The following is a 16,957-nucleotide window of genomic DNA, read 5'->3' on the forward strand; positions in this document are numbered from 1 at the left end:
CGTCACGCCGAAGGCGTGCCTCCGGCACGACGCGGGCGCTTCGCTCCCGCCCGGGCCGGGCGCCGCCCTCATCTCTTGGCGGAACGGTCGTCCGGGGAACAATGGGCTCTAAAATGCGATCACCCTGGGCTCCGGCGGGTGGGGCGTTGACAGCGGCACGTGCGCCGCGCCTGATCGCGGCATGGAAGCTCGCGATGCCGGATCGGCCCTTGCGCTCTGGATCGTCGGTCCGGGGGCGGTCGAGATCCGGGGCGCAGCGCTGCGCGCCGCTCCCGGGGACGTCTTGCTGGCGACCCGGTTCAGCGGGATCAGCCGCGGCACCGAGGCGCTGGTGCTGCGCGGGGGCGTGCCCGAGGGCGAGCGGACGCGCATGCGCGCGCCGCTGCAGGCGGGCGATTTCCCCTGGCCGGTGAAATACGGCTATGCGGCGGTCGGGCGGATCCTCGAAGGCGCGGAGGCCGGGCGCGACGCCTTCGTGCTGGCGCCGCATCAGGACCGGCTGGCGGTGCCTGGCGCCATGGTGCTGCCGCTGCCCGAGGGCGTGCCGGCGGGGCGCGCGGTGCTGGCGGCCAACATGGAGACGGCGCTCAACGTGGTCTGGGACGGGGCCGCGGGGCCGGGCGACCGGGTCGCGGTGATCGGGGCGGGGGTGGTCGGCGCGCTGGCGGCCTGGCTCTGCGGGCGGATGCCGGGGGCGGAGGTGACGCTCATCGACCTGCTGCCGGGGCGTGCGGCGCTGGCGGCGGCGCTGGGCGTGGGTTTCGCCCTGCCGGAAGACGCGCCCGGGGGCTGCGACCTGGTGATCCATGCCAGCGCCAGCGCGGCGGGGCTGGAAACGGCGCTGGCGGCGGCGGGCGAGGAGGCGCGGGTGGTGGAGGCGAGCTGGTACGGCGACCGGGCGGGGACACTCGGCCTCGGCGGCGGCTTCCACAGCCGGCGGCTGCGGCTGGTGTCGAGCCAGGTGGGCATGGTGCCCGCCAGCCGGCGGGCGCGCTGGCCGCGGCGGCGGCGGCTGGAGGCGGCGTTGCGGCTGCTGGCCGATCCGGCGCTCGATGCGCTGATCTCGGGCGAGACGGATTTCAGCGACCTGCCGGCGCGCTACGGGGCGATCCTTGACGACCCCGGCACGCTCTGCCATCGCATCGCCTATCGCTGAGGGGAGAGGGTCATGTTCGCGGTCGAGGTGCGGGACCATGTGATGATCGCCCACAGCCTGCCGGCGCCGGTGTTCGGGCCGGCGCAGGGGCGGCACGGGGCGACCTTCGTGGTCGATGCGGCCTTCTTCGCCGAGGAGATCGACGCGCACGGGCTGGTGGTGGACATCGGGCGCGCGACCGAGGCGCTGGGCGCGGTGCTCGCACCGCTGCGCTACGCCGACCTCGACGCGGTGCCGGGTTTCGAAGGCAAGTTCACGACGACGGAATTCCTCTGCCGCCACATCTTCGAGGGCCTCGCCGCCGCCCTGCGGGCGGGCGGGCTCGGGGATGGCGGGCGGGTGCGGCGGCTGCGGGTCAGCCTCGCCGAGAGCCATGTGGCGCGCGCCTGGTACGAGGCGGCGATCTGAGCGCGGGCGGTCTGCATTTCGCCATCCCCGGCGCACTGGGGACGCCGACCGGGGGTTATGGCTACGACCGGCGGCTGATGACGGAATTGCGGCGCGGCGGTCTCGCGGTGCGGCACCTGGCGCTGCCGGGGGGCTATCCCTTTCCGGATGCGGCGGCGCGGGCGGCGGCGGGGGCGGCGCTCGCGGGGCTGCCGGACGGGGCTTTGGTTCTGATCGACGGGCTTGCCGGCGGGGTGCTGGCGGAGGAACTGGCGGCGGAGGCGGCGCGGCTGCGGCTGGTGGCGCTGGTGCATCATCCGCTGGCCGACGAGCGCGGGCTCGACGAAGGCTCGGCGGAGCGTCTGGCGCGCTCGGAGCGCGCGGCGCTGGGCCACATGCGGGCGGTGATCTGCACCAGCCCGGCGACGGCGCGGCGGCTGGCGGAGGCGTTCGGCGTGCCGGTCGCGGCGATCACCGTGGCGCCGCCGGGGACGGATCGCGCGGCGCGCGCGACCGGCAGCGGCGCGGGCGGGGTGCCTCGGGTGCTGAGCGTCGGCTCGCTCATCCCGCGCAAGCGCCACGACGTGCTGGTCGAGGCGCTGGCACTCCTGCGCGATCGGCCCTGGAGCGCGCGCATCGTGGGCGCGGCGGATCTCGACCGCGAATGCGCGGCGGCGCTGGTGCGGCGGATCGCGGCGCTCGGGCTCGAGGACCGGATCGCGGTGCTGGGGGCCGTCACCGACACCCGCGCCGAGATGGCGGCGGCGGATGTCTTCGCGCTCGCCTCGGAATACGAGGGCTACGGCATGGCCTTCGCGGAGGCGCTGTCGCAAGGCTTGCCGGTGGTGGCCTGCCGCGCCGGGGCCATCGCCGATCTGGTGCCGGAGGCGGCGGGGGCGCTGGTCGCACCCGGTGATGCGGTGGCCTTCGCCGCCGGTCTCGCGCCGCTCATTGACGATCCGGCGCGCCGGCGTGTGGCGGCAGAGGCGGCCTGGGAGGCCGGACAGGGGCTGCCGGGCTGGGAGGAGACGGCGCGGCGGGTGGCGGCGGTGCTGGCGGGCGTGGCCGCGTGAGCTTCGATCCCGCCTGGCTGGAGCTGCGCGCGCCGGCGGATCGTGCGGCGCGCGACTCCGGCCTGCTGGCGGCGGCGGCGGAATTTCTCGGCGCGGCCGAGGATCCGGTGGCGGTCGATCTGGGCTGCGGTCTCGGGGCGACTTTGGCGGCCTTTGCCGGGCGGGTCGGGGGGCGTGTCCGCTGGCGGCTGGTGGACAAGGACGCGCGGCTGCTCGGGATGGCGGCGGCGCGCTGCGGCGGGGACATCGAGACCTGGGCGATGGATCTCGGCGCCGTCGCCGAGCTGCCCCTCGAAGGGGCGCGGCTGGTCACGGCCTCGGCGCTGCTCGACCTGATGCCGGGCGACTGGATCGAGGCGCTGGCGGCGCGCGTGGCGCGCGAGGGCCTCGCGGTCTATGCGGCGCTGAGCTACGACGGCGCGCTCGACTGGTCCCCCGGGCTGGCGGAGGACGCGGCGGTGCGGGAGGCCTTCAACCGGCACCAGCTGCGCGACAAGGGGCTCGGGCCGGCGCTGGGCCCGGCGGCGGGTGCGGCGCTGGCGGCGGCGCTGGAGCGGCGGGGATACGTGGTGCGCGAGGCGGCGAGCCCCTGGCGGCTCGGGCCGGGCGAGGCGGACCTGCACCGGGACCTGGTCGCGGGGATCGCCGCCGCGGCGGCGGAGACCGGAATGCCGGCCGCCGCCTGGGCTCAGGCGCGCCGCGCGGCGATCGCGGCATCGACCTGCCGGGTCGGCCATCTCGACGTGCTGGCATTGCCCCCCGGCGCGAGCGCGCAATCGAAGACCACGTCGGTGTCGAGGCCGTAGACGAAGGTCTCCGGGCGCAGCGCGTCGGCGAGCCGGGCGATCGGCGCCGTCCTGAGCCCGGTGGGGCCGGCGCCGATGATCAAGGGCGCGATGCTGACATGCAGGCGGTCGAGCAGACCGGCCTCGAGGAAGCCGGCAATGGTGACGCCGCCGCCCTCCACGAGGATGCGGGCAAGGCCGCGCCGCGCCAGCGCGAGGCCGATCGCCTCGGGGCGGATCCAGCCGGCGGCATCGGGCAGGCGGACGACCTCGACGCCGGCGGGCCGGGCGAGGTCGCAGGCCTGGACCACCAGCCGCCGGGCGCCGTCCTCGGCGAGCACCCGGGCATCGGCGGGCAGGCGGCCGCGCGGGTCGATGACCACCCGCGCCGGGCTCGTGCCGTCGCAGAGCCGCACGGTCAGGCGGGGATTGTCGGTCAGCGCCGTGCGCACGCCGATCACCACCGCATCGGCCAGCGCGCGGCAGCGGTGCAGGTGGCAGAGGCCCTCGCGGCCCGAGACATCCGCCGCATCGCCGGTCACGGTGGCGACGCGGCCGTCGAGCGACTGGCCGACCTGGGCGAAGAGGAAGGGGGCCGCGTCGGGCGCACCACGGGCGAGCGGGGCGTAGAGGTCGAAGGCGGCCCGGGCCGCATCGGTCCAGGCGGGATCGGGCAGGATGGCGTGCTCACCCGCCCGCAGGGCGCGCAGCGCCGCCCAGACCGTCTCCGTCATCGCTGCCGGCCGCATCCCGAACCCTCGCTTCTTCCCCCGCCGGGAGATCCCCACGCATCTGAGTTTAGTATTGTGCGGGCGCGGGTAAAGGTTCCGCCCGCGTGCGGATTTCCGGGCCGGCCGCCGCGGCCTGCGTCGCCGCCTGCGGCCCGAAGGTGGCGAGCAGGCGGTCGCGGAAGTCCTCCATCGGCATGGCCGGCGTCGCCGGGGCCGGCACGAGGCCCGGCGTCCAGCCCCAGTCGGCGAAGCGCGCGACCAGGTCGGGCGGGCCGATCACATGCACCGGCACGTCGTCGCCGCCGTGGCCCTGCGCGACGAATCCGGTCGGCTGGTGATCGCCGAGCGCGATCATCAGTGGCGGCGTCGCGGCGCGGCGGGCGGCGAATTCGCCGATGACGGTGAGGCTGTAGACGAGCGCGCGGCGGAACTGCTCGCGCACCCGGTCGGGGTCGCGCCAGACCAGTTCGGGCGGGTCGCCGGCGGTGGCGAAGGGATCGAAGACCTTGCCGTCGCCCAGGCTCTCCCAGGGCAGGACCGGCGGGATCGGCGTCCAGGGCGCATGGGAGGAGATGAGCGCGATCTCGGCGAAGACCGGGTTGCGCGGCTGCGGGTCGAGCAGCCGGCGCTCGAAGGCCGCGAGCGTGAACTGGTCGGGCATGGTGACCCAGTTGAAGGGCTTTCCGCGATAGCCGAGATCCGCGGCGGCGAGGATGGTGTCGTAGCCGAAATAGCCGGATTCCCGCCAGGTCAGCGTGATCGCCGGCACCACGGCCGCGGTGTGCCAGCCGGCCTCGCGGGCGAGGCCGAGCAGGGTGCGGCGGGGGCTGGCGACCAGCGCGCGATAGCGTCCGTCGCTGGCGATCCGGAGCCCGGTGAGCAGGGTGGAATGCGCGAGCCAGCTCTGGCCGCCGCGCGTCGTCGAGGTGAGCCAGCCCGAGCGCGCGGCGAGGCCGGCCGCGGCGATCCTGCCTTCCGCGGTGGCGAGCGCGGCGGTCACGCTCGGAGAATAGAGCGGGTTCTCCAGGGCCGTGCGGCCGTAGGATTCGATGAAGGTGACGAAGACGTCGGTGCCGTCGAGGCTGGGCAGGATCGCGGAGGGCAGCGCTGTGGCGTAAGGGTCCTGCGCCGCCTCGATGCGGAAGGCAGCGAGGTCGCGCCGCGCCCGGCCGATGTCGCGGACGTGCTCGAAGGCGAGGCGCGCGGTCGGCGCGCTTCCGGGCGGGTCCGCCGGCGCGGACGGCCCTCCGAGGTCGAGGGCCACGATTGCCATGGCCGGCACCAGCGCCGCGAGCCAGGGTGCGGGCAGGGCGAGGGCGGCGATCCGCCCCGTCGCCCACCAGAGCGCGGCGGCGAGCAGCGCCAGCGTCGCGAGGGCGGCGAGGATAGCGGCGAAGGCGGCCAGCGGGCCGATGGCGCCGGCGAGCATGCGCAGGCCGGCGGGCAGGAGCGCGAGGTCGAGCACCGGGTTGAACGGCCGCAGGAAGGCGGTTTCGGCGGCGAGGTCGAGGAGCTTGACCAGGGTCATGGCGAGAAGGAAGCCCGTGACCAGGCCGCGGCTGGCAATGCGCCAGCGCCGGGGCGATGCGGCGAGAAGGATCGCCAGCGCCGGCAGCTCCAGCGGGAAGCGGACGAGCGCGGCGGGGGTCATCGCCCCGGGATGGCTCGGCAGGATCAGGAGGAGATGGATCAGGAGGAGCGCGGCGAGGAGGCTGGGCCAGCGCGGCCGGGTGGCGTCAGGCATCGCGCGGCGCCTCCAGCCGGGCGTAGAGGTCGCCGAGGGGGCGGGAGGGATCGGCGAGGGCCCTGCGGGCGGCGGCGGGGTCGCGCCAGTCGGGCCAGGCGAAGCGCGCCTGCTCGCCGGCGGCGAAATTGTAGCGATAGTCGCCCAGCGCCGCGAGCCGGTCCATGGCGGCGCCGGTGATCTCGGGGGTCTCGGGCAGGGCCTCGAGGGCGATCATGGGAACGGGGCGGGAGAGGCCGGCGAGCACGTCGGCCTCGAAGCCCTCCACGTCGATCTTGACGAATTCGGGCCTGCCATGGGCGGCGATCAGCGCGTCGAGCGTGGTGACCTCGACGCTTTCGCTTGCGTCCCAGCGCACGCGGGCGAAGCCGGGGCTGCGGGCCATGCGGGCGGCGAAGCCGGGGGCGAGCGAGCTCACCGTGGGGTGCAGGCGCGAGACGGCGAGCTCGGCCCGTCCCGGGGCGGGGCCGGCGGCGAGCTTCAGGAGCGTCACGCCCGCGGGCAGGCTGCGGGCGAGCAGGGCGTGGAAGGCCTGCTGGGGTTCGAGCGCCACGACGCGGGCGCCGGCGGCGGCGAGCGCGCGGCTGCGGTTGCCGGCATGGGCGCCGATGTCGAAGGCGAGGTCGCCGGGACGCAGGAAGCCGCGGTAGAAGGCGGCGAGGCGCGGCACGATCCAGGGCCGCGCGCGATAGATCGCCAGCGACCGGGCGAGGCCGAGGCCGGCGCGCAGGTCGGGGATCATGCCGGCGGCCGGAGCAGCCGGCGGATGTCGATCGCGAAGGAGGCGGCCAGCGCCGCGAAGGCGAGCGCGGCGAGGCTAGAGGAGACCGGCGGGGCGAGGGGCGGCGCGAGCAGGATCGCCAGTACCGCGATCTGGAAGACGCAGACCGCCTTGCGGCGGAAGGAGGGCGGCAGCGGCGCGCGCAGGGCGGGCGCGAGGTATCCCGCCGCGACGAAGCCGTAGCGCATCAGCCCGAGGCCGAGCACCCAGGGGCCGGCCTTGCCGAGGCCGAGCGCGAGGGCGGCCAGGACGAGGACGAAGAGCGCGTCCACCTCCATGTCGAAGCGGGCGCCGAAGGCCGAAGCCGTGCGCTGGCGCCGCGCCAGCGCGCCGTCGATGCCGTCGAGCGCCAGGATCAGCGCGCCGCCGGCGGCGGCCCACCAGGCGGCGGAACCGGCGAGGATCCCCGGCTCGAGCGCGAGGGCGGCGAATGCCGCCACGCCGGCGGCGCGCAGGAGCGTCACGGCATTGGCGGCTCCGAAGCGGTCGTGGGGATGATGCACCGCCAGCCGGTCGCGGACCGCGAGCGCGACCAGCGCGAAGAGCGCGAGGGCCAGCGCCGGGGCATGGGCGGTCGCCAAGGGCAGGGCGGCGAGGAGCGCCGCGAGCCCCGCGCCCGCGGCCGCCGTGGCGGCGAGCGCGCCGGGCCCGGGGCCGGCCGGGCTGCGGTGGCGGACGAGCCCGGTCATCGCGCCGCGCCCGCCGGCGGGGGCAGGGGCGATAAAGCCTTCGTGATGGCCGGAGCGCGAAATCCTGCTAACGTGCTCAGGGCGTGGGTTTCCTTGCAGGCGGGGACGGGTCTATGGGATATGGTGTCGTCGCCCGGGTGTTCCACTGGCTGACGGTCGTTCTCGTCCTGATCATGATACCTGCCGGGACGATCATGATACAAGAGATCCCGCGGCCGACCCAGGATGCGCTCTTCATCCTGCACAAGGGCCTCGGTCCGTTCGTGCTCCTGGTGGTGCTGCTGCGACTCGCCTGGCGGTTCGTCTCGCCGCCGCCGCCGCTGCCGCGGGAGATACCGAAGGTGCAGCGCGTGGCGGCCGGGGCGGTGCATGCCGGGCTCTACGCCTTCCTGATCATCATGGCGGTCAGCGGCTACGTTCGCGTGACGACGGGCGGGTTTCCCATCGAATCGCTGCGCGCGCTCGGGATTCCGCCGCTGCTGCCGAAGAACGAGGGCGTCGCCGAAGTCGCCAAGGCAATTCACGCAACCGCCAGGTATGTACTGATACTTCTCATTCTACTTCATGTTGCAGCCGCGGCCTATCACGGCATCATCCGGCGGGACGGGGTCTTCTCGCGGATGTGGCCGCCCTTTTCCCGGGGCAATTCTGCCGCTTGATAGGCCATTTCCCGCCGAGTAGTGTTCGCGGGTGCAGCATCAGGTTTCGCCGGCTGCAACAGACGATTAGCTTGCGCGTTGGTGGGATCCGGATACCCGGAGGGGACGAGGACTTGCGATGAACATGCAGACGCCGCCGTACCGGCTGGTGGGTCAATCCTTGCTGCCGTTCGAGGCGCCGCTGGCCATGCCGGTGCGCGGCCTGGACGACGTGCCGACGCCGCGCCGCTTCGAGCCGCCCGCCCCTGCCGCGCCCTCGGGGCGCCGGGCGGCCGCCTTCGGGCTCGCCATTCTCGCGGTGATCGGACTCGGCCTGACGATGGCCGCGGGCCTCGCGCGCGACGGCTATCAGGCGATCGATGCGCTGCTGATGGCGCTCTACCTGCCGATCGTCGCCTGGACCGCTTTCGCCGCCGCGACGGCCGTGCTGGGATCGGTCTGGTCGGCCCGCGATCCGCGCCCCGACCGGGCGCCGCGGCGCGACTGGGTTCCGCGGGGCCGCACCGCCATCCTGATCCCGGCGCGCAACGAGGATGTCGACGCGCTGGAAGACCGGATCCGGGCGCTGCGCGCCGATCTCGGCGGGCGCGCGCTGCGGCGGAAAGTCGACATCTTCGTGCTGTCCGATTCCGACAATCCGCTGATCATCGACCGCGAGGAGCGCCTGGCCGAGGCGCTGGCCGGCGACCTGCGCCCGGGCGTCGCCACCTATTATCGCCGCCGGAGCGAGAATTCCGGGCGCAAGCCGGGCAATATCGCCGAATGGCTGCGGCGCTGGGGAGGCGCCTACCAGTACATGCTGACCTTCGATGCCGACAGCCGCATGTCGGCGCGTCGGATCGCCGGTCTGATCGCAAAGATGGAGCGGCGCCCCGACCTCGGGCTGATCCAGTGCGGGGTGCGGCTGACCGGTGCCGAAACCCGTTTCGGCCGGGTGCAGCAGGCCGCGACCGGGCTCTACGGGCCGGCCTTCACCGCCGGGATCGCCGGATGGTCGGGGGGCGCGGGCAATTACTGGGGGCACAATGCGCTCGCGCGCGTGCGCGCCTTCGCCGGCGCCGCGGGCCTGCCGCGGCTGGAGGGCAGCGCGCCCTTCGGCGGCGACGTGCTGAGCCACGATTTCGTCGAGGCCGCCTGGCTGCGCCGGGCCGGCTGGAGCGTGGAGATCGATCCCGACGTCTCGGGCAGCTCGGAGGAGGGGCCGCAGACGCTCGCCGAGTTCCACAAGCGCGACCGGCGCTGGTGCCAGGGCAATCTGCAGCATATCCGCATCCTGGCGCGCGCGCAGGGCCTCGATCCGATCAGCCGGCTGCATCTGGCCTGCGGCATCTTCGGCTATCTCGCCTCGCCGCTCTGGCTCGGGCTCGTGGTGGCGGCGACGATGAGCGGCTCGACGGGCACGATGACGGTGCCGGTGCTCGGGGCGATCGCGCTGCTTCTGGCCCAGAAGCTGGCCGGGGTCGCCTATTGGCTGCGGCGGGACCCCAGCGGGTGGCGCAGGACCTGCCGGCTGGCGGCCGGGGAGACGCTGATCTCGGGCCTGCTCGCGCCGATCGTGATGATGCGCCAGACGGTCTCGGTCATCTCCGTGCTGAGTGGCAACGATTGCGGCTGGAAGCCGGCGGCGCGGTCCGGGCTGCGCGGCGGCAACGACGACATGCCCTGGCTCGAGCCGGCAGCGGGCGTCGCGCTGCTGCTCGCGGTGCTGCCCGGCGTAGGCTCGCTCTGGCAGGTCGCCGTGGTGATGCCGATCGTGCTGCCGCTCCTGATCGCGCCCTGGCTCGTCGCCTGGCTCGATGCGCGGCCGCCGGCGGCTGCGCGCCGTGCCGAGGCGGTGGGCGGCGCGGTTCAGGCGCTCCAGCGGTAGAGCCAGACCTCGGAGGCGGGCACGCCCGCGCGCTCCAGAACGAGGCGGAACTCGATCTCGCGCCGTGCGCCCGGGGCGAAATGGAAGCCGACGCGGGCGAGGTTGCCGCCCGGCAGGGGGGCGATGCTGAGCCCCCTGATCTCGCCGGCGCTCGCCGTGGCCCGGGGCGCGAGGCTCGCGAGGTCGACCTCGCCGAGATCGAAGTCGACCACGAGCAGCCTTTCGCCGGCATCGTGGATCGACCGGCCGCCGCGGGTGGCGATCACCCGTGCCAGCGGGAGGGGCTCCGCCGGCACGGGCGTCCAGGTCAGGCGGTAGGAGAACTCCTGGCGCGCGCCGGCCCTGAGCGGCGCTTCGGGCCGCCAGAAGGCCACGATGTTGTCGGCGAAATCCCGGTCGGCCGGCAGCTCGAACAGCATCACCGCGCCGGGGCCCCAGTCGCCGATGGGCTCCACCCAGGCGCTGGGGCGCCGCTCGTAATGCGCCTCGGCGTCCTGGAAATGCGCGAAATCGCGGTCGCGCTGGATGAGGCCGAAGCCGCGGGGGCCGGTATCGGCGAAGGCCGAGACCTCGACGGCGCCGGGGTTGCGCAGCGGGCGCCAGATCCGCTCGCCGGATCCGGTGACGATGCGCAGGCCGCCGCTGTCGTGCACCGCATCGCGGAAGTCGTCCACGCCGGCGCGGTTCTCGGGGCCGAAGTAATACATCGAGGTGAGCGGCGCGATCCCGGCCTGGGCGATGTCCCGGCGGGGGAAGAGCACGGCGCGCAGATCCATGACCGTCTCGGCGCCCGGGGTGATGGCGATCTCGTAGGCGCCGGCCAGGGAGGCGCTGTCGAGCAGGGCGGCGAGGCGGAGGGTGCCTGCACCCGGCTGCGGCTCCTGCACCCAGAATTCGGTGAAGACGGGAAACTCCTCGCCCCCGGGGCCGGCTGTGCCGATGGCCAGCCCGCGGGCGGAAAGGCCGAAGAGCGTGTCGCGGGCGTTGGCGCGGAAATAGCTCGCGCCCTGGAAGACCGCCACCTCGTCCCAGACGCCGGGGCGGTTGATCGGGTGGCGGATGCGGATCCCGGAGAAGCCCATGTCCTGGGTCGTCTCCGAGGGCGGCTGCCCCTCGTGCCCGGGGAAGTGGTCGGGGTCGAAGTCGAAGAGATCGGCGGAGAAGGCGAGCGGCCGGGCGGTGCCGTGGGCCACTAGGTTCACCGCGACCCGGTCCCGGAAGTTGAATCCGGGCGGCAGGAGGTCCATCCGGAAGCCGTGGTCGTCGGCGAAGAGCCGTTCCGCGTCGTGGAAGCGGATGGCGCGATAGGCGTCGTAGCCGAGCCCGGCGAAGGGCGGGGCAAGGTCCATGCGCCGGCCGACATGGGGGGCGGCGGCGGTGGCGCGGGCGCGCTCGATCACCGTCTCGAAATCGAAGGGCCGGGCCTCCCCGGCGGCCGCGGCGGGCGGAACCAGGCGCGGCAGGGATTCCGCAAAGAGTCCCGCGAGGGCGGAATGCAGCAGCGCGCGTCGGTGCATCGGGATCCTCTCACCCACCCGTTTCGTCCGGGCACCTAGGCCCTTCGCCGGGGCCGCTCAAGGGGATGCCGGCCAGAGAAGGCCCGTGGGTCGCCCCGGGGCGACGGGGCAGGCCGTTTGGGGCCGCGGATCATGGCTGCGGCTTGCCGGTGGGGATCTCCGCGGCGAAGGCGACGCTGCGGGGGGCGACGGCGATGCGGCCGCGGCGGGCGTCCGGCCAGGCATGGCCGGGGCGCGTGGGGAGGCGGAAGGCGATCTCGCGGGCGGTGCGGTTGAAGAGGACGGCGAGGCGACCGTCGCCGCCGCGGGCCAGCACCATGGCGAAGGCGTCGCAGCGGTGGCCCTCCCAGTCGGCGGTGGCCTTCCGCTTGCCGCCGGCGGTGAGCCAGGCGACGTCGGGCAGGCCGTTCGGTTCCGGCTCGCCGGTCAGCAGCACGGGGTCCGCCAGCGCGGGATGGGCGCGGCGGAAGGCGGCGAGTTCCGCGGTGAAGGCTTCGAGCTCGGTGTCGCGGCCCTCCCAGTCGAGCCAGGTGGTTTCGTTGTCCTGGGCATAGGCGTTGTTGTTGCCCGATTGCGAGCGACCGAATTCGTCGCCGGCGGTCAGCATGATCGTGCCGCGGGAGGCGAAGAGGGTGGCGAGAAGGGCGCGCATGTCGCGCCTCCGGGCGGCGCGCACGGCCGGGTCGTCGCTGGGGCCCTCGACGCCGTGGTTCCAGGAATGGTTGGTGCCGTGGCCGTCGCGGTTGGCCTCGCCGTTCGCCTCGTTGTGCTTCTCGTCGTAGGCGACGAGATCGGCCAGGGTGAAGCCGTCATGGGCGGCGACGAAATTGACCGTGCGGGTCCGCGGCGGCGGAAAGACGTCGCCCGAGCCCGCGAGCGCGGTGGCGAATTCGCCGGGACCGTTCGGCGCGCCCTGCCAGAAGCTGCGCACCCGGTCGCGGAAGCGGTCGTTCCATTCGAGCCAGGGCGCGGGGAAGCGCCCGAGCGCATAGCCGCCGGGGCCGATGTCCCAGGGCTCGGCGATGAGGAGGCGCGTGCCGAGCCAGGGGTCGGCGGCGATCTCGCGCAGGAGGGCCGCGTCCGGGTCGAAGCCGTGCCCGTTGCGCCCGAGGATCGGCGCGAGGTCGAAGCGGAAGCCGTCGATGCCGGCCTGGCCGACGAAATGGCGCAGGGCGTCGAGGATGAGGCGCCGGGTCGCGGGATGGCTGCAGTCGAGCGTGTTGCCGGTGCCGGTGTCATTGACGAGATGGCCGCTCTCGTGATGCCGGAAATAGGCCTGCGCATCGAGCCCGCGCAGCGAGAGCACCGAGCCGGCGCGCTCGCCCTCGCCGGTGTGGTTGAAGACCACGTCGAGGATCACGCCGATGCCGGCGCCGTGCAATGCGGCGACCGCCGCGGCGAGCTCGGCGATGCCGCCGGGGCAGATTCGTGGCTCCGGGGCGAGGAAGACGACCGGATTGTAGCCCCAGGCGTTGCGGAGGCCGAGGGCCGCGAGGTGGCGCTCGTCGATCCAGGCGGTGACGGGCATGAGTTCGACCGCATCGACCCCGAGCCGGGTGAGATGGTCGAGCACGGCGGGATGCGCGAGCGCGGCGACGGTGCCGCGGATGGATTCGGGCACCGCCGGGTGCAGGCGCGTGAAGGCGCGGGTCTGAAGCTCGTAGATCAGCCCGCCGGGCCGGAAGCGCGGCGCTGCGGGCGGCTTCGGCGCGGGCAGGGGGGTGACGATCGCCTTCGGCACGAAGGGCGCGCTGTCGATGCCGCTGCCGCGCGGTGCGGCGAGCGCCGGGTCCCAAGCGAAGGAACGGTCGAGGGTGACGGCATAGGGATCGACCAGAAGCTTGGAGGGGTCGAACCAGAGGCCGCGGTCGGGATCGTAGGGACCGTCCGCGCGCAGCCCGTAGCGCGCGCCCGCGCCGATCCCGGGCACCGTCGCCGCGAAGACCCCGTCCGGGCCGCGCTCGAGCGGAATGCGGTCGAGCTCGGCCTCGCCGCGCGCGTCGAAGAGGCAGAGCCAGAGCTTCGTCGCCCCGCCGGACCAGACGGCGAAGCGCGTGCCTCCGGCGACCGGCGTTGCGCCGAGTGCCGGCGCGGCGGGTGTGGTCGCGAGATTCAGGTGATCACGTCCGGCTGCGTGCGGCCCGTGCGCGCGCGGATGCCCGCGAGCGCCTCGGCGGCGGCGATCACCTCGGCGAGCGCCTCGGCGGTCGCGAGGCCGTGGCGGGCCGGGTCCGGCTCGAAGCGTTCGAGGTAGACGCGCAGCGTCGCCCCGGAAGTGCCGGTGCCCGAGAGGCGGAAGACGGCGCGGCTGCCGCCCTCGAAGAGCACGCGGATGCCCTGGTGCGCACTGCTCGAGCCGTCCACCGGGTCGAGATAGGCGAAATCGTCGGCGGCCGCGATGGTGAGGCCCGCGACCTCCTGGCCCGGCAGATCGGGGAGGCGGTCGCGCAGGGCGGCGACGAGGTCGTTGGCGGCGGCGGTCTCGATCGCCTCGTAGTCGTGGCGGGCGTAGTAGTTGCGGCCGTGCTCGGCCCAATGGGCCTCGACGATGTCCCGGACGCTCTGCTTGCGCAGGGCGAGGATGTTGAGCCAGAGGAGCACGGCCCAGAGCCCGTCCTTCTCGCGCACGTGGTCCGAGCCGGTGCCGGCACTTTCCTCGCCGCAGATGGTGGCGAGCCCGGCGTCGAGCAGGTTGCCGAAGAATTTCCAGCCGGTGGGCGTCTCGTAGATCCCGATGCCGAGCGCCTCGGCCACCCGGTCAGCCGCGGCGCTGGTGGGCATGGAGCGGGCGATGCCCTTGAGCCCGGCGGCGTAGCCCGGGGCGAGATGGGCGTTGGCCGCGAGCAGCGCCAGCGAATCGGAGGGGGTGACGAAGATGCCGCGGCCGATGATGAGGTTGCGGTCGCCGTCGCCGTCGGAGGCGGCGCCGAAATCCGGCGCATCCGCGGCCATCATCGTGTCGTGGAGGTCCCGGGCATGGACCAGGTTGGGGTCGGGGTGGTGGCCGCCGAAGTCGGGGAGCGGCGTGCCGTTGCGAACCGTTCCCCTGGGGGCGCCGAGGCGGTTCTCGAGGATCTCGGTGGCATAGGGGCCGGTCACGGCGGACATGGCGTCGAAGGCCATGCGGAAGCCGCCGGCGAAGGCGGCGCGGATCGCGTCGAAATCGAAGAGCGTCTCCATCAGCGCGGCATAGTCGGCGACCGGGTCGATCACCTCGACTTGCATCTGGCCGAGCATCGTCGTGCCGATGACGTCGAGGTCGACGTCCGGGGCCTCGAGGATGCGGTATTCGGTGATCTCGCGGCTGCGGGCGTAGATGGCGTTGGTGTATTTCTCCGGCGCGGGGCCGCCGTTGCCGATGTTGTACTTGATGCCGAAATCCTCGGTCGGCCCGCCGGGATTGTGGCTGGCGGAGAGGATGATGCCGCCGAAGGCGCGGAACTTGCGGATGACGTGGCTCGCCGCCGGGGTCGAGAGGATGCCGCCGCGGCCCACCAGCACCCGGCCGAAGCCGTTGGCGGCCGCCATCTTCAGCGCGACCTGGATGACCTCGCGGTTGAAGTAGCGCCCGTCGCCGCCGATCACCAGGGTCTTGCCGGCGAAGTTCTCGAGGCTGTCGAAGATCGACTGCACGAAGTTCTCGACGTAGTTGGGCTGCTGGAAATGCGGCACCTTCTTGCGCAGCCCGGAGGTGCCCGGCTTCTGGTCGTCGAAGGGCGTCGTGGGAACGGTCCGGATCATGCGGTCGGTCCTCGGTCGGAGGTCAGGGAGGCGAAGAGCTCGGCGTAGAGCGCGGCGCTCCGGTCCCAGGAGACGTCGGCCTTCATGCCCTGCCGCTGCATCGTCGTCCATTGCTTCGGGCTGGCGAAGAGCGCGAGGCAGCGGCGCAGGCCGTCGCGGAGGCCTTCCGCGGTGGAGGGGGGAAACTGGATCCCGGTGGCGACGCCCGCGTTCAGCGCCGCGGTATTGGCGTCGACGACCGTGTCGGCGAGCCCGCCGGTGCGCGCCACCACCGGCACGCAGCCGTAGCGCAGGCCGCAGAGCTGGGTGAGGCCGCAGGGCTCGAAGCGCGAGGGGATGAGGATGGCGTCGCCGCCGCCCTGGACGAGATGCGCGAGCCGCTCGTCATAGGCGATCGAGGCGCCGATGCGGCCGCGGTGATGGGCGGAGGCCGCGAGGAAGGCGCTCTCCAGCGCGGACTCGCCGGTGCCGAGCACGGCGAGCTTGCCGCCGGCGGCGACGAGCTCGTCCACGACCGCGAGCAGCAGGTCCGCGCCCTTCTGCCAGGTGAGCCGGCTGACCATGACGAAGATGGGCGCATCGTCCCGGTCGAGCGAGAAGGCGGCTTCGACCGCGCGCCGGTTGGCCTGTCGCCCCTTGAGGTTGCGGGCGCCGTAGTTCGCGGCGAGCAGGCTGTCGGTGGCGGGATCCCAGACCTCGGTGTCGATGCCGTTGACGATGCCGTGCACCGCGGCGGCGCGATGCTGGATCAGCCCGTCGAGTCCCATGCCGAAGGAGGCCGTGCGGATCTCGGCGGCATAGGTCGGGCTGACGGTGGTGATGGCGGTGGCGCATTGCAGCCCGGCCTTGAGGAAGCCGACGCCGCCATAATATTCCACCCCGTCGAAGGAATAGGCGTCGCCGGGGAGCTCGAGCGCGCCGAAGATCGCCGCCGGGAACTGGCCCTGGAAGGCGAGGTTGTGCACGGTGACGATGCTCGGCACGCCGATGCCGAAATAGCGCAGATAGGCGGGCGTCAGCGCCGCCTGCCAGTCGTGGGCATGCACGATGTCGGGAACGAAGTCGGGCAGCAGCCCGGCGGCGATCTCGGCGCCGGCGCGCGCGAGGGCCGCGAAGCGGCGCCAGTTGTCGGGGTGGTCATGGCCGGAGCCGTCGGCATAGGGGCCGCCGCTGCGCTCGAAGAGCTCGGGCGCGTCGAGCACGATGAGGTCGAGCCCGGCGATCCTCGCGCCGATGAGCCGCGCCGGCGCCCCGAGCAGCGCGGGGAAACTGTGCAGGACCTCGCCGTCCTTGGCGCGGGCGGTGACCGATGGATAGCCCGGCACCAGGCTGCGGACCGCGATGCCGAGCCTGCCGAGCGCGGGGGGCAGGGCGCCCGCCACATCGGCGAGCCCGCCGGTCTTGATCAGCGGATAGATCTCGGAGGTGACGGAGAGGACCTTCATCGGGGTCAGTCCGCCAGGCGGTCGATCATCGCTTGCGTGATGAGGCAGACCCCGGCCTCGGTGCGGCGGAAGCGCCGCGCGTCGAGCTCCGGATCCTCGCCGACCACGAGGCCCTCGGGCACGATCACGCCGCGGTCGACCACGACCTTCCGGAGCTGCACGTTCCGCGAGATCCGGCATTCGGGCAGGATGACCGCCTCCTCGAGCCGGGAATAGGAATGCGCGCGGACCCCGGTGAAGAGCAGGCTGCGCCGGATGCTGGAGCCCGAGATGATGCAGTCGCCGGAGATGAGCGAGCTGACGGCGCTGCCGCGGCGGCCGTCCTCGTCATGCACGAATTTCGCCGGCGGCTTGATCTCGGCATAGGTCCAGATCGGCCAGT

The 16,957-nt window shown here is 73.8% G+C and carries 14 protein-coding genes and 1 pseudogene; 6 read left to right on the top strand and 9 right to left on the bottom strand.

Features of this window, described 5'->3' with window-relative positions; all coding sequences use genetic code 11:
• The first annotated feature begins 181 nt into the window (after positions 1 to 181).
• The 4 genes from V7050_RS09070 (at position 182) to V7050_RS09085 (ending at position 3,422) form a co-directional block, all read left to right on the top strand.
• Entirely contained in the window at positions 182 to 1,156 is a 975-nt protein-coding gene (locus V7050_RS09070) for a zinc-dependent alcohol dehydrogenase (RefSeq protein WP_324410467.1), read from the top strand.
• 12 nt (positions 1,157 to 1,168) lie between these two features.
• Positions 1,169 to 1,564: a 6-pyruvoyl trahydropterin synthase family protein gene (locus V7050_RS09075; protein ID WP_324369699.1), complete on the top strand. Its 396-nt coding sequence runs from the start codon at positions 1,169 to 1,171 to the stop codon at positions 1,562 to 1,564.
• A gap of 77 nt (positions 1,565 to 1,641) precedes the next feature.
• Positions 1,642 to 2,616 carry a glycosyltransferase gene (locus V7050_RS09080; RefSeq protein ID WP_324369697.1) on the top strand — a complete coding sequence of 325 codons (975 nt, stop codon included), beginning with the start codon at positions 1,642 to 1,644 and terminating at the stop codon, positions 2,614 to 2,616.
• Positions 2,613 to 3,422, top strand: a complete 810-nt coding sequence (locus V7050_RS09085) for a class I SAM-dependent methyltransferase (RefSeq protein WP_324369696.1) — start codon at positions 2,613 to 2,615, stop codon at positions 3,420 to 3,422. The genes V7050_RS09080 and V7050_RS09085 overlap by 4 nt, the downstream gene beginning before the upstream one ends.
• On the opposite strand, the gene V7050_RS09090 is transcribed toward V7050_RS09085, so the two are convergent.
• The 4 genes from V7050_RS09090 to V7050_RS09105 form a co-directional block, all read right to left on the bottom strand.
• Positions 3,305 to 4,135 (bottom strand): RibD family protein, encoded by an 831-nt coding sequence (locus V7050_RS09090; protein ID WP_324369694.1) that lies wholly within the window; start codon positions 4,133 to 4,135, stop codon positions 3,305 to 3,307. The genes V7050_RS09085 and V7050_RS09090 overlap by 118 nt on opposite strands.
• A 64-nt stretch (positions 4,136 to 4,199) precedes the next feature.
• A complete protein-coding gene (locus V7050_RS09095) occupies positions 4,200 to 5,876 on the bottom strand; it encodes a sulfatase (RefSeq protein WP_324369692.1) in 1,677 nt (558 codons plus the stop codon).
• The gene (locus V7050_RS09100; RefSeq protein WP_324375263.1) at positions 5,869 to 6,618 is read right to left on the bottom strand and encodes an FkbM family methyltransferase; all 750 of its coding nucleotides are present in this window, start codon (positions 6,616 to 6,618) and stop codon (positions 5,869 to 5,871) included. The genes V7050_RS09095 and V7050_RS09100 overlap by 8 nt, the downstream gene beginning before the upstream one ends.
• Entirely contained in the window at positions 6,615 to 7,346 is a 732-nt protein-coding gene (locus V7050_RS09105; RefSeq protein ID WP_324366525.1) for a CDP-alcohol phosphatidyltransferase family protein, read from the bottom strand. Before V7050_RS09105 ends, V7050_RS09100 begins: the two co-directional genes overlap by 4 nt.
• A gap of 113 nt (positions 7,347 to 7,459) precedes the next feature.
• On the opposite strand from V7050_RS09105, the gene V7050_RS09110 reads away from it, so the two are divergent.
• Positions 7,460 to 8,005 (top strand): cytochrome b, encoded by a 546-nt coding sequence (locus tag V7050_RS09110; protein ID WP_324366527.1) that lies wholly within the window; start codon positions 7,460 to 7,462, stop codon positions 8,003 to 8,005.
• Between the two features lie 118 nt (positions 8,006 to 8,123).
• Positions 8,124 to 9,872, top strand: a complete 1,749-nt coding sequence (mdoH, locus tag V7050_RS09115) for a glucans biosynthesis glucosyltransferase MdoH (protein WP_324375265.1) — start codon at positions 8,124 to 8,126, stop codon at positions 9,870 to 9,872.
• On the opposite strand, the gene V7050_RS09120 is transcribed toward mdoH, so the two are convergent.
• The 5 genes and pseudogenes from V7050_RS09120 to V7050_RS09140 all read right to left on the bottom strand — a co-directional run.
• Positions 9,854 to 11,389, bottom strand: coding sequence for a glucan biosynthesis protein (locus V7050_RS09120; protein ID WP_324366532.1), 1,536 nt, complete (start codon positions 11,387 to 11,389; stop codon positions 9,854 to 9,856). The two genes, mdoH and V7050_RS09120, sit on opposite strands and share 19 nt — an antisense overlap.
• Before the next feature lie 130 nt (positions 11,390 to 11,519).
• A complete protein-coding gene (glgX, locus tag V7050_RS09125; RefSeq protein WP_324366550.1) occupies positions 11,520 to 13,505 on the bottom strand; it encodes a glycogen debranching protein GlgX in 1,986 nt (661 codons plus the stop codon).
• Positions 13,502 to 15,130, bottom strand: coding sequence for an alpha-D-glucose phosphate-specific phosphoglucomutase (locus tag V7050_RS09130; protein WP_324366534.1), 1,629 nt, complete (start codon positions 15,128 to 15,130; stop codon positions 13,502 to 13,504). The genes glgX and V7050_RS09130 overlap by 4 nt, the downstream gene beginning before the upstream one ends.
• Positions 15,127 to 16,575: a glycogen synthase GlgA gene (gene glgA, locus V7050_RS09135; protein WP_324366537.1), complete on the bottom strand. Its 1,449-nt coding sequence runs from the start codon at positions 16,573 to 16,575 to the stop codon at positions 15,127 to 15,129. The genes V7050_RS09130 and glgA overlap by 4 nt, the downstream gene beginning before the upstream one ends.
• A 5-nt stretch (positions 16,576 to 16,580) precedes the next feature.
• Positions 16,581 to 16,957: pseudogene (locus V7050_RS09140) on the bottom strand (glucose-1-phosphate adenylyltransferase); the annotation flags it as partial.

It is taken from the genome of Amaricoccus sp. (assembly GCF_036846665.1).
Taxonomy (GTDB): domain Bacteria; phylum Pseudomonadota; class Alphaproteobacteria; order Rhodobacterales; family Rhodobacteraceae; genus Amaricoccus.

Excerpts from the sequence above, each read along its gene's own strand:
- V7050_RS09070 (WP_324410467.1), top strand. The coding sequence starts at position 182 with ATGGAAGCTCGCGATGCCGGATCGGCCCTTGCGCTCTGGATCGTCGGT.
- V7050_RS09075 (WP_324369699.1), top strand. The coding sequence starts at position 1,169 with ATGTTCGCGGTCGAGGTGCGGGACCATGTGATGATCGCCCACAGCCTG.
- V7050_RS09080 (WP_324369697.1), top strand. The coding sequence starts at position 1,642 with ATGACGGAATTGCGGCGCGGCGGTCTCGCGGTGCGGCACCTGGCGCTG.
- V7050_RS09090 (WP_324369694.1), bottom strand. The coding sequence starts at position 4,135 with ATGACGGAGACGGTCTGGGCGGCGCTGCGCGCCCTGCGGGCGGGTGAG.
- V7050_RS09095 (WP_324369692.1), bottom strand. The coding sequence starts at position 5,876 with ATGCCTGACGCCACCCGGCCGCGCTGGCCCAGCCTCCTCGCCGCGCTC.
- V7050_RS09100 (WP_324375263.1), bottom strand. The coding sequence starts at position 6,618 with ATGATCCCCGACCTGCGCGCCGGCCTCGGCCTCGCCCGGTCGCTGGCG.
- V7050_RS09105 (WP_324366525.1), bottom strand. The coding sequence starts at position 7,346 with ATGACCGGGCTCGTCCGCCACCGCAGCCCGGCCGGCCCCGGGCCCGGC.
- V7050_RS09110 (WP_324366527.1), top strand. The coding sequence starts at position 7,460 with ATGGGATATGGTGTCGTCGCCCGGGTGTTCCACTGGCTGACGGTCGTT.
- mdoH (WP_324375265.1), top strand. The coding sequence starts at position 8,124 with ATGAACATGCAGACGCCGCCGTACCGGCTGGTGGGTCAATCCTTGCTG.
- V7050_RS09120 (WP_324366532.1), bottom strand. The coding sequence starts at position 11,389 with ATGCACCGACGCGCGCTGCTGCATTCCGCCCTCGCGGGACTCTTTGCG.
- V7050_RS09130 (WP_324366534.1), bottom strand. The coding sequence starts at position 15,130 with ATGATCCGGACCGTTCCCACGACGCCCTTCGACGACCAGAAGCCGGGC.
- glgA (WP_324366537.1), bottom strand. The coding sequence starts at position 16,575 with ATGAAGGTCCTCTCCGTCACCTCCGAGATCTATCCGCTGATCAAGACC.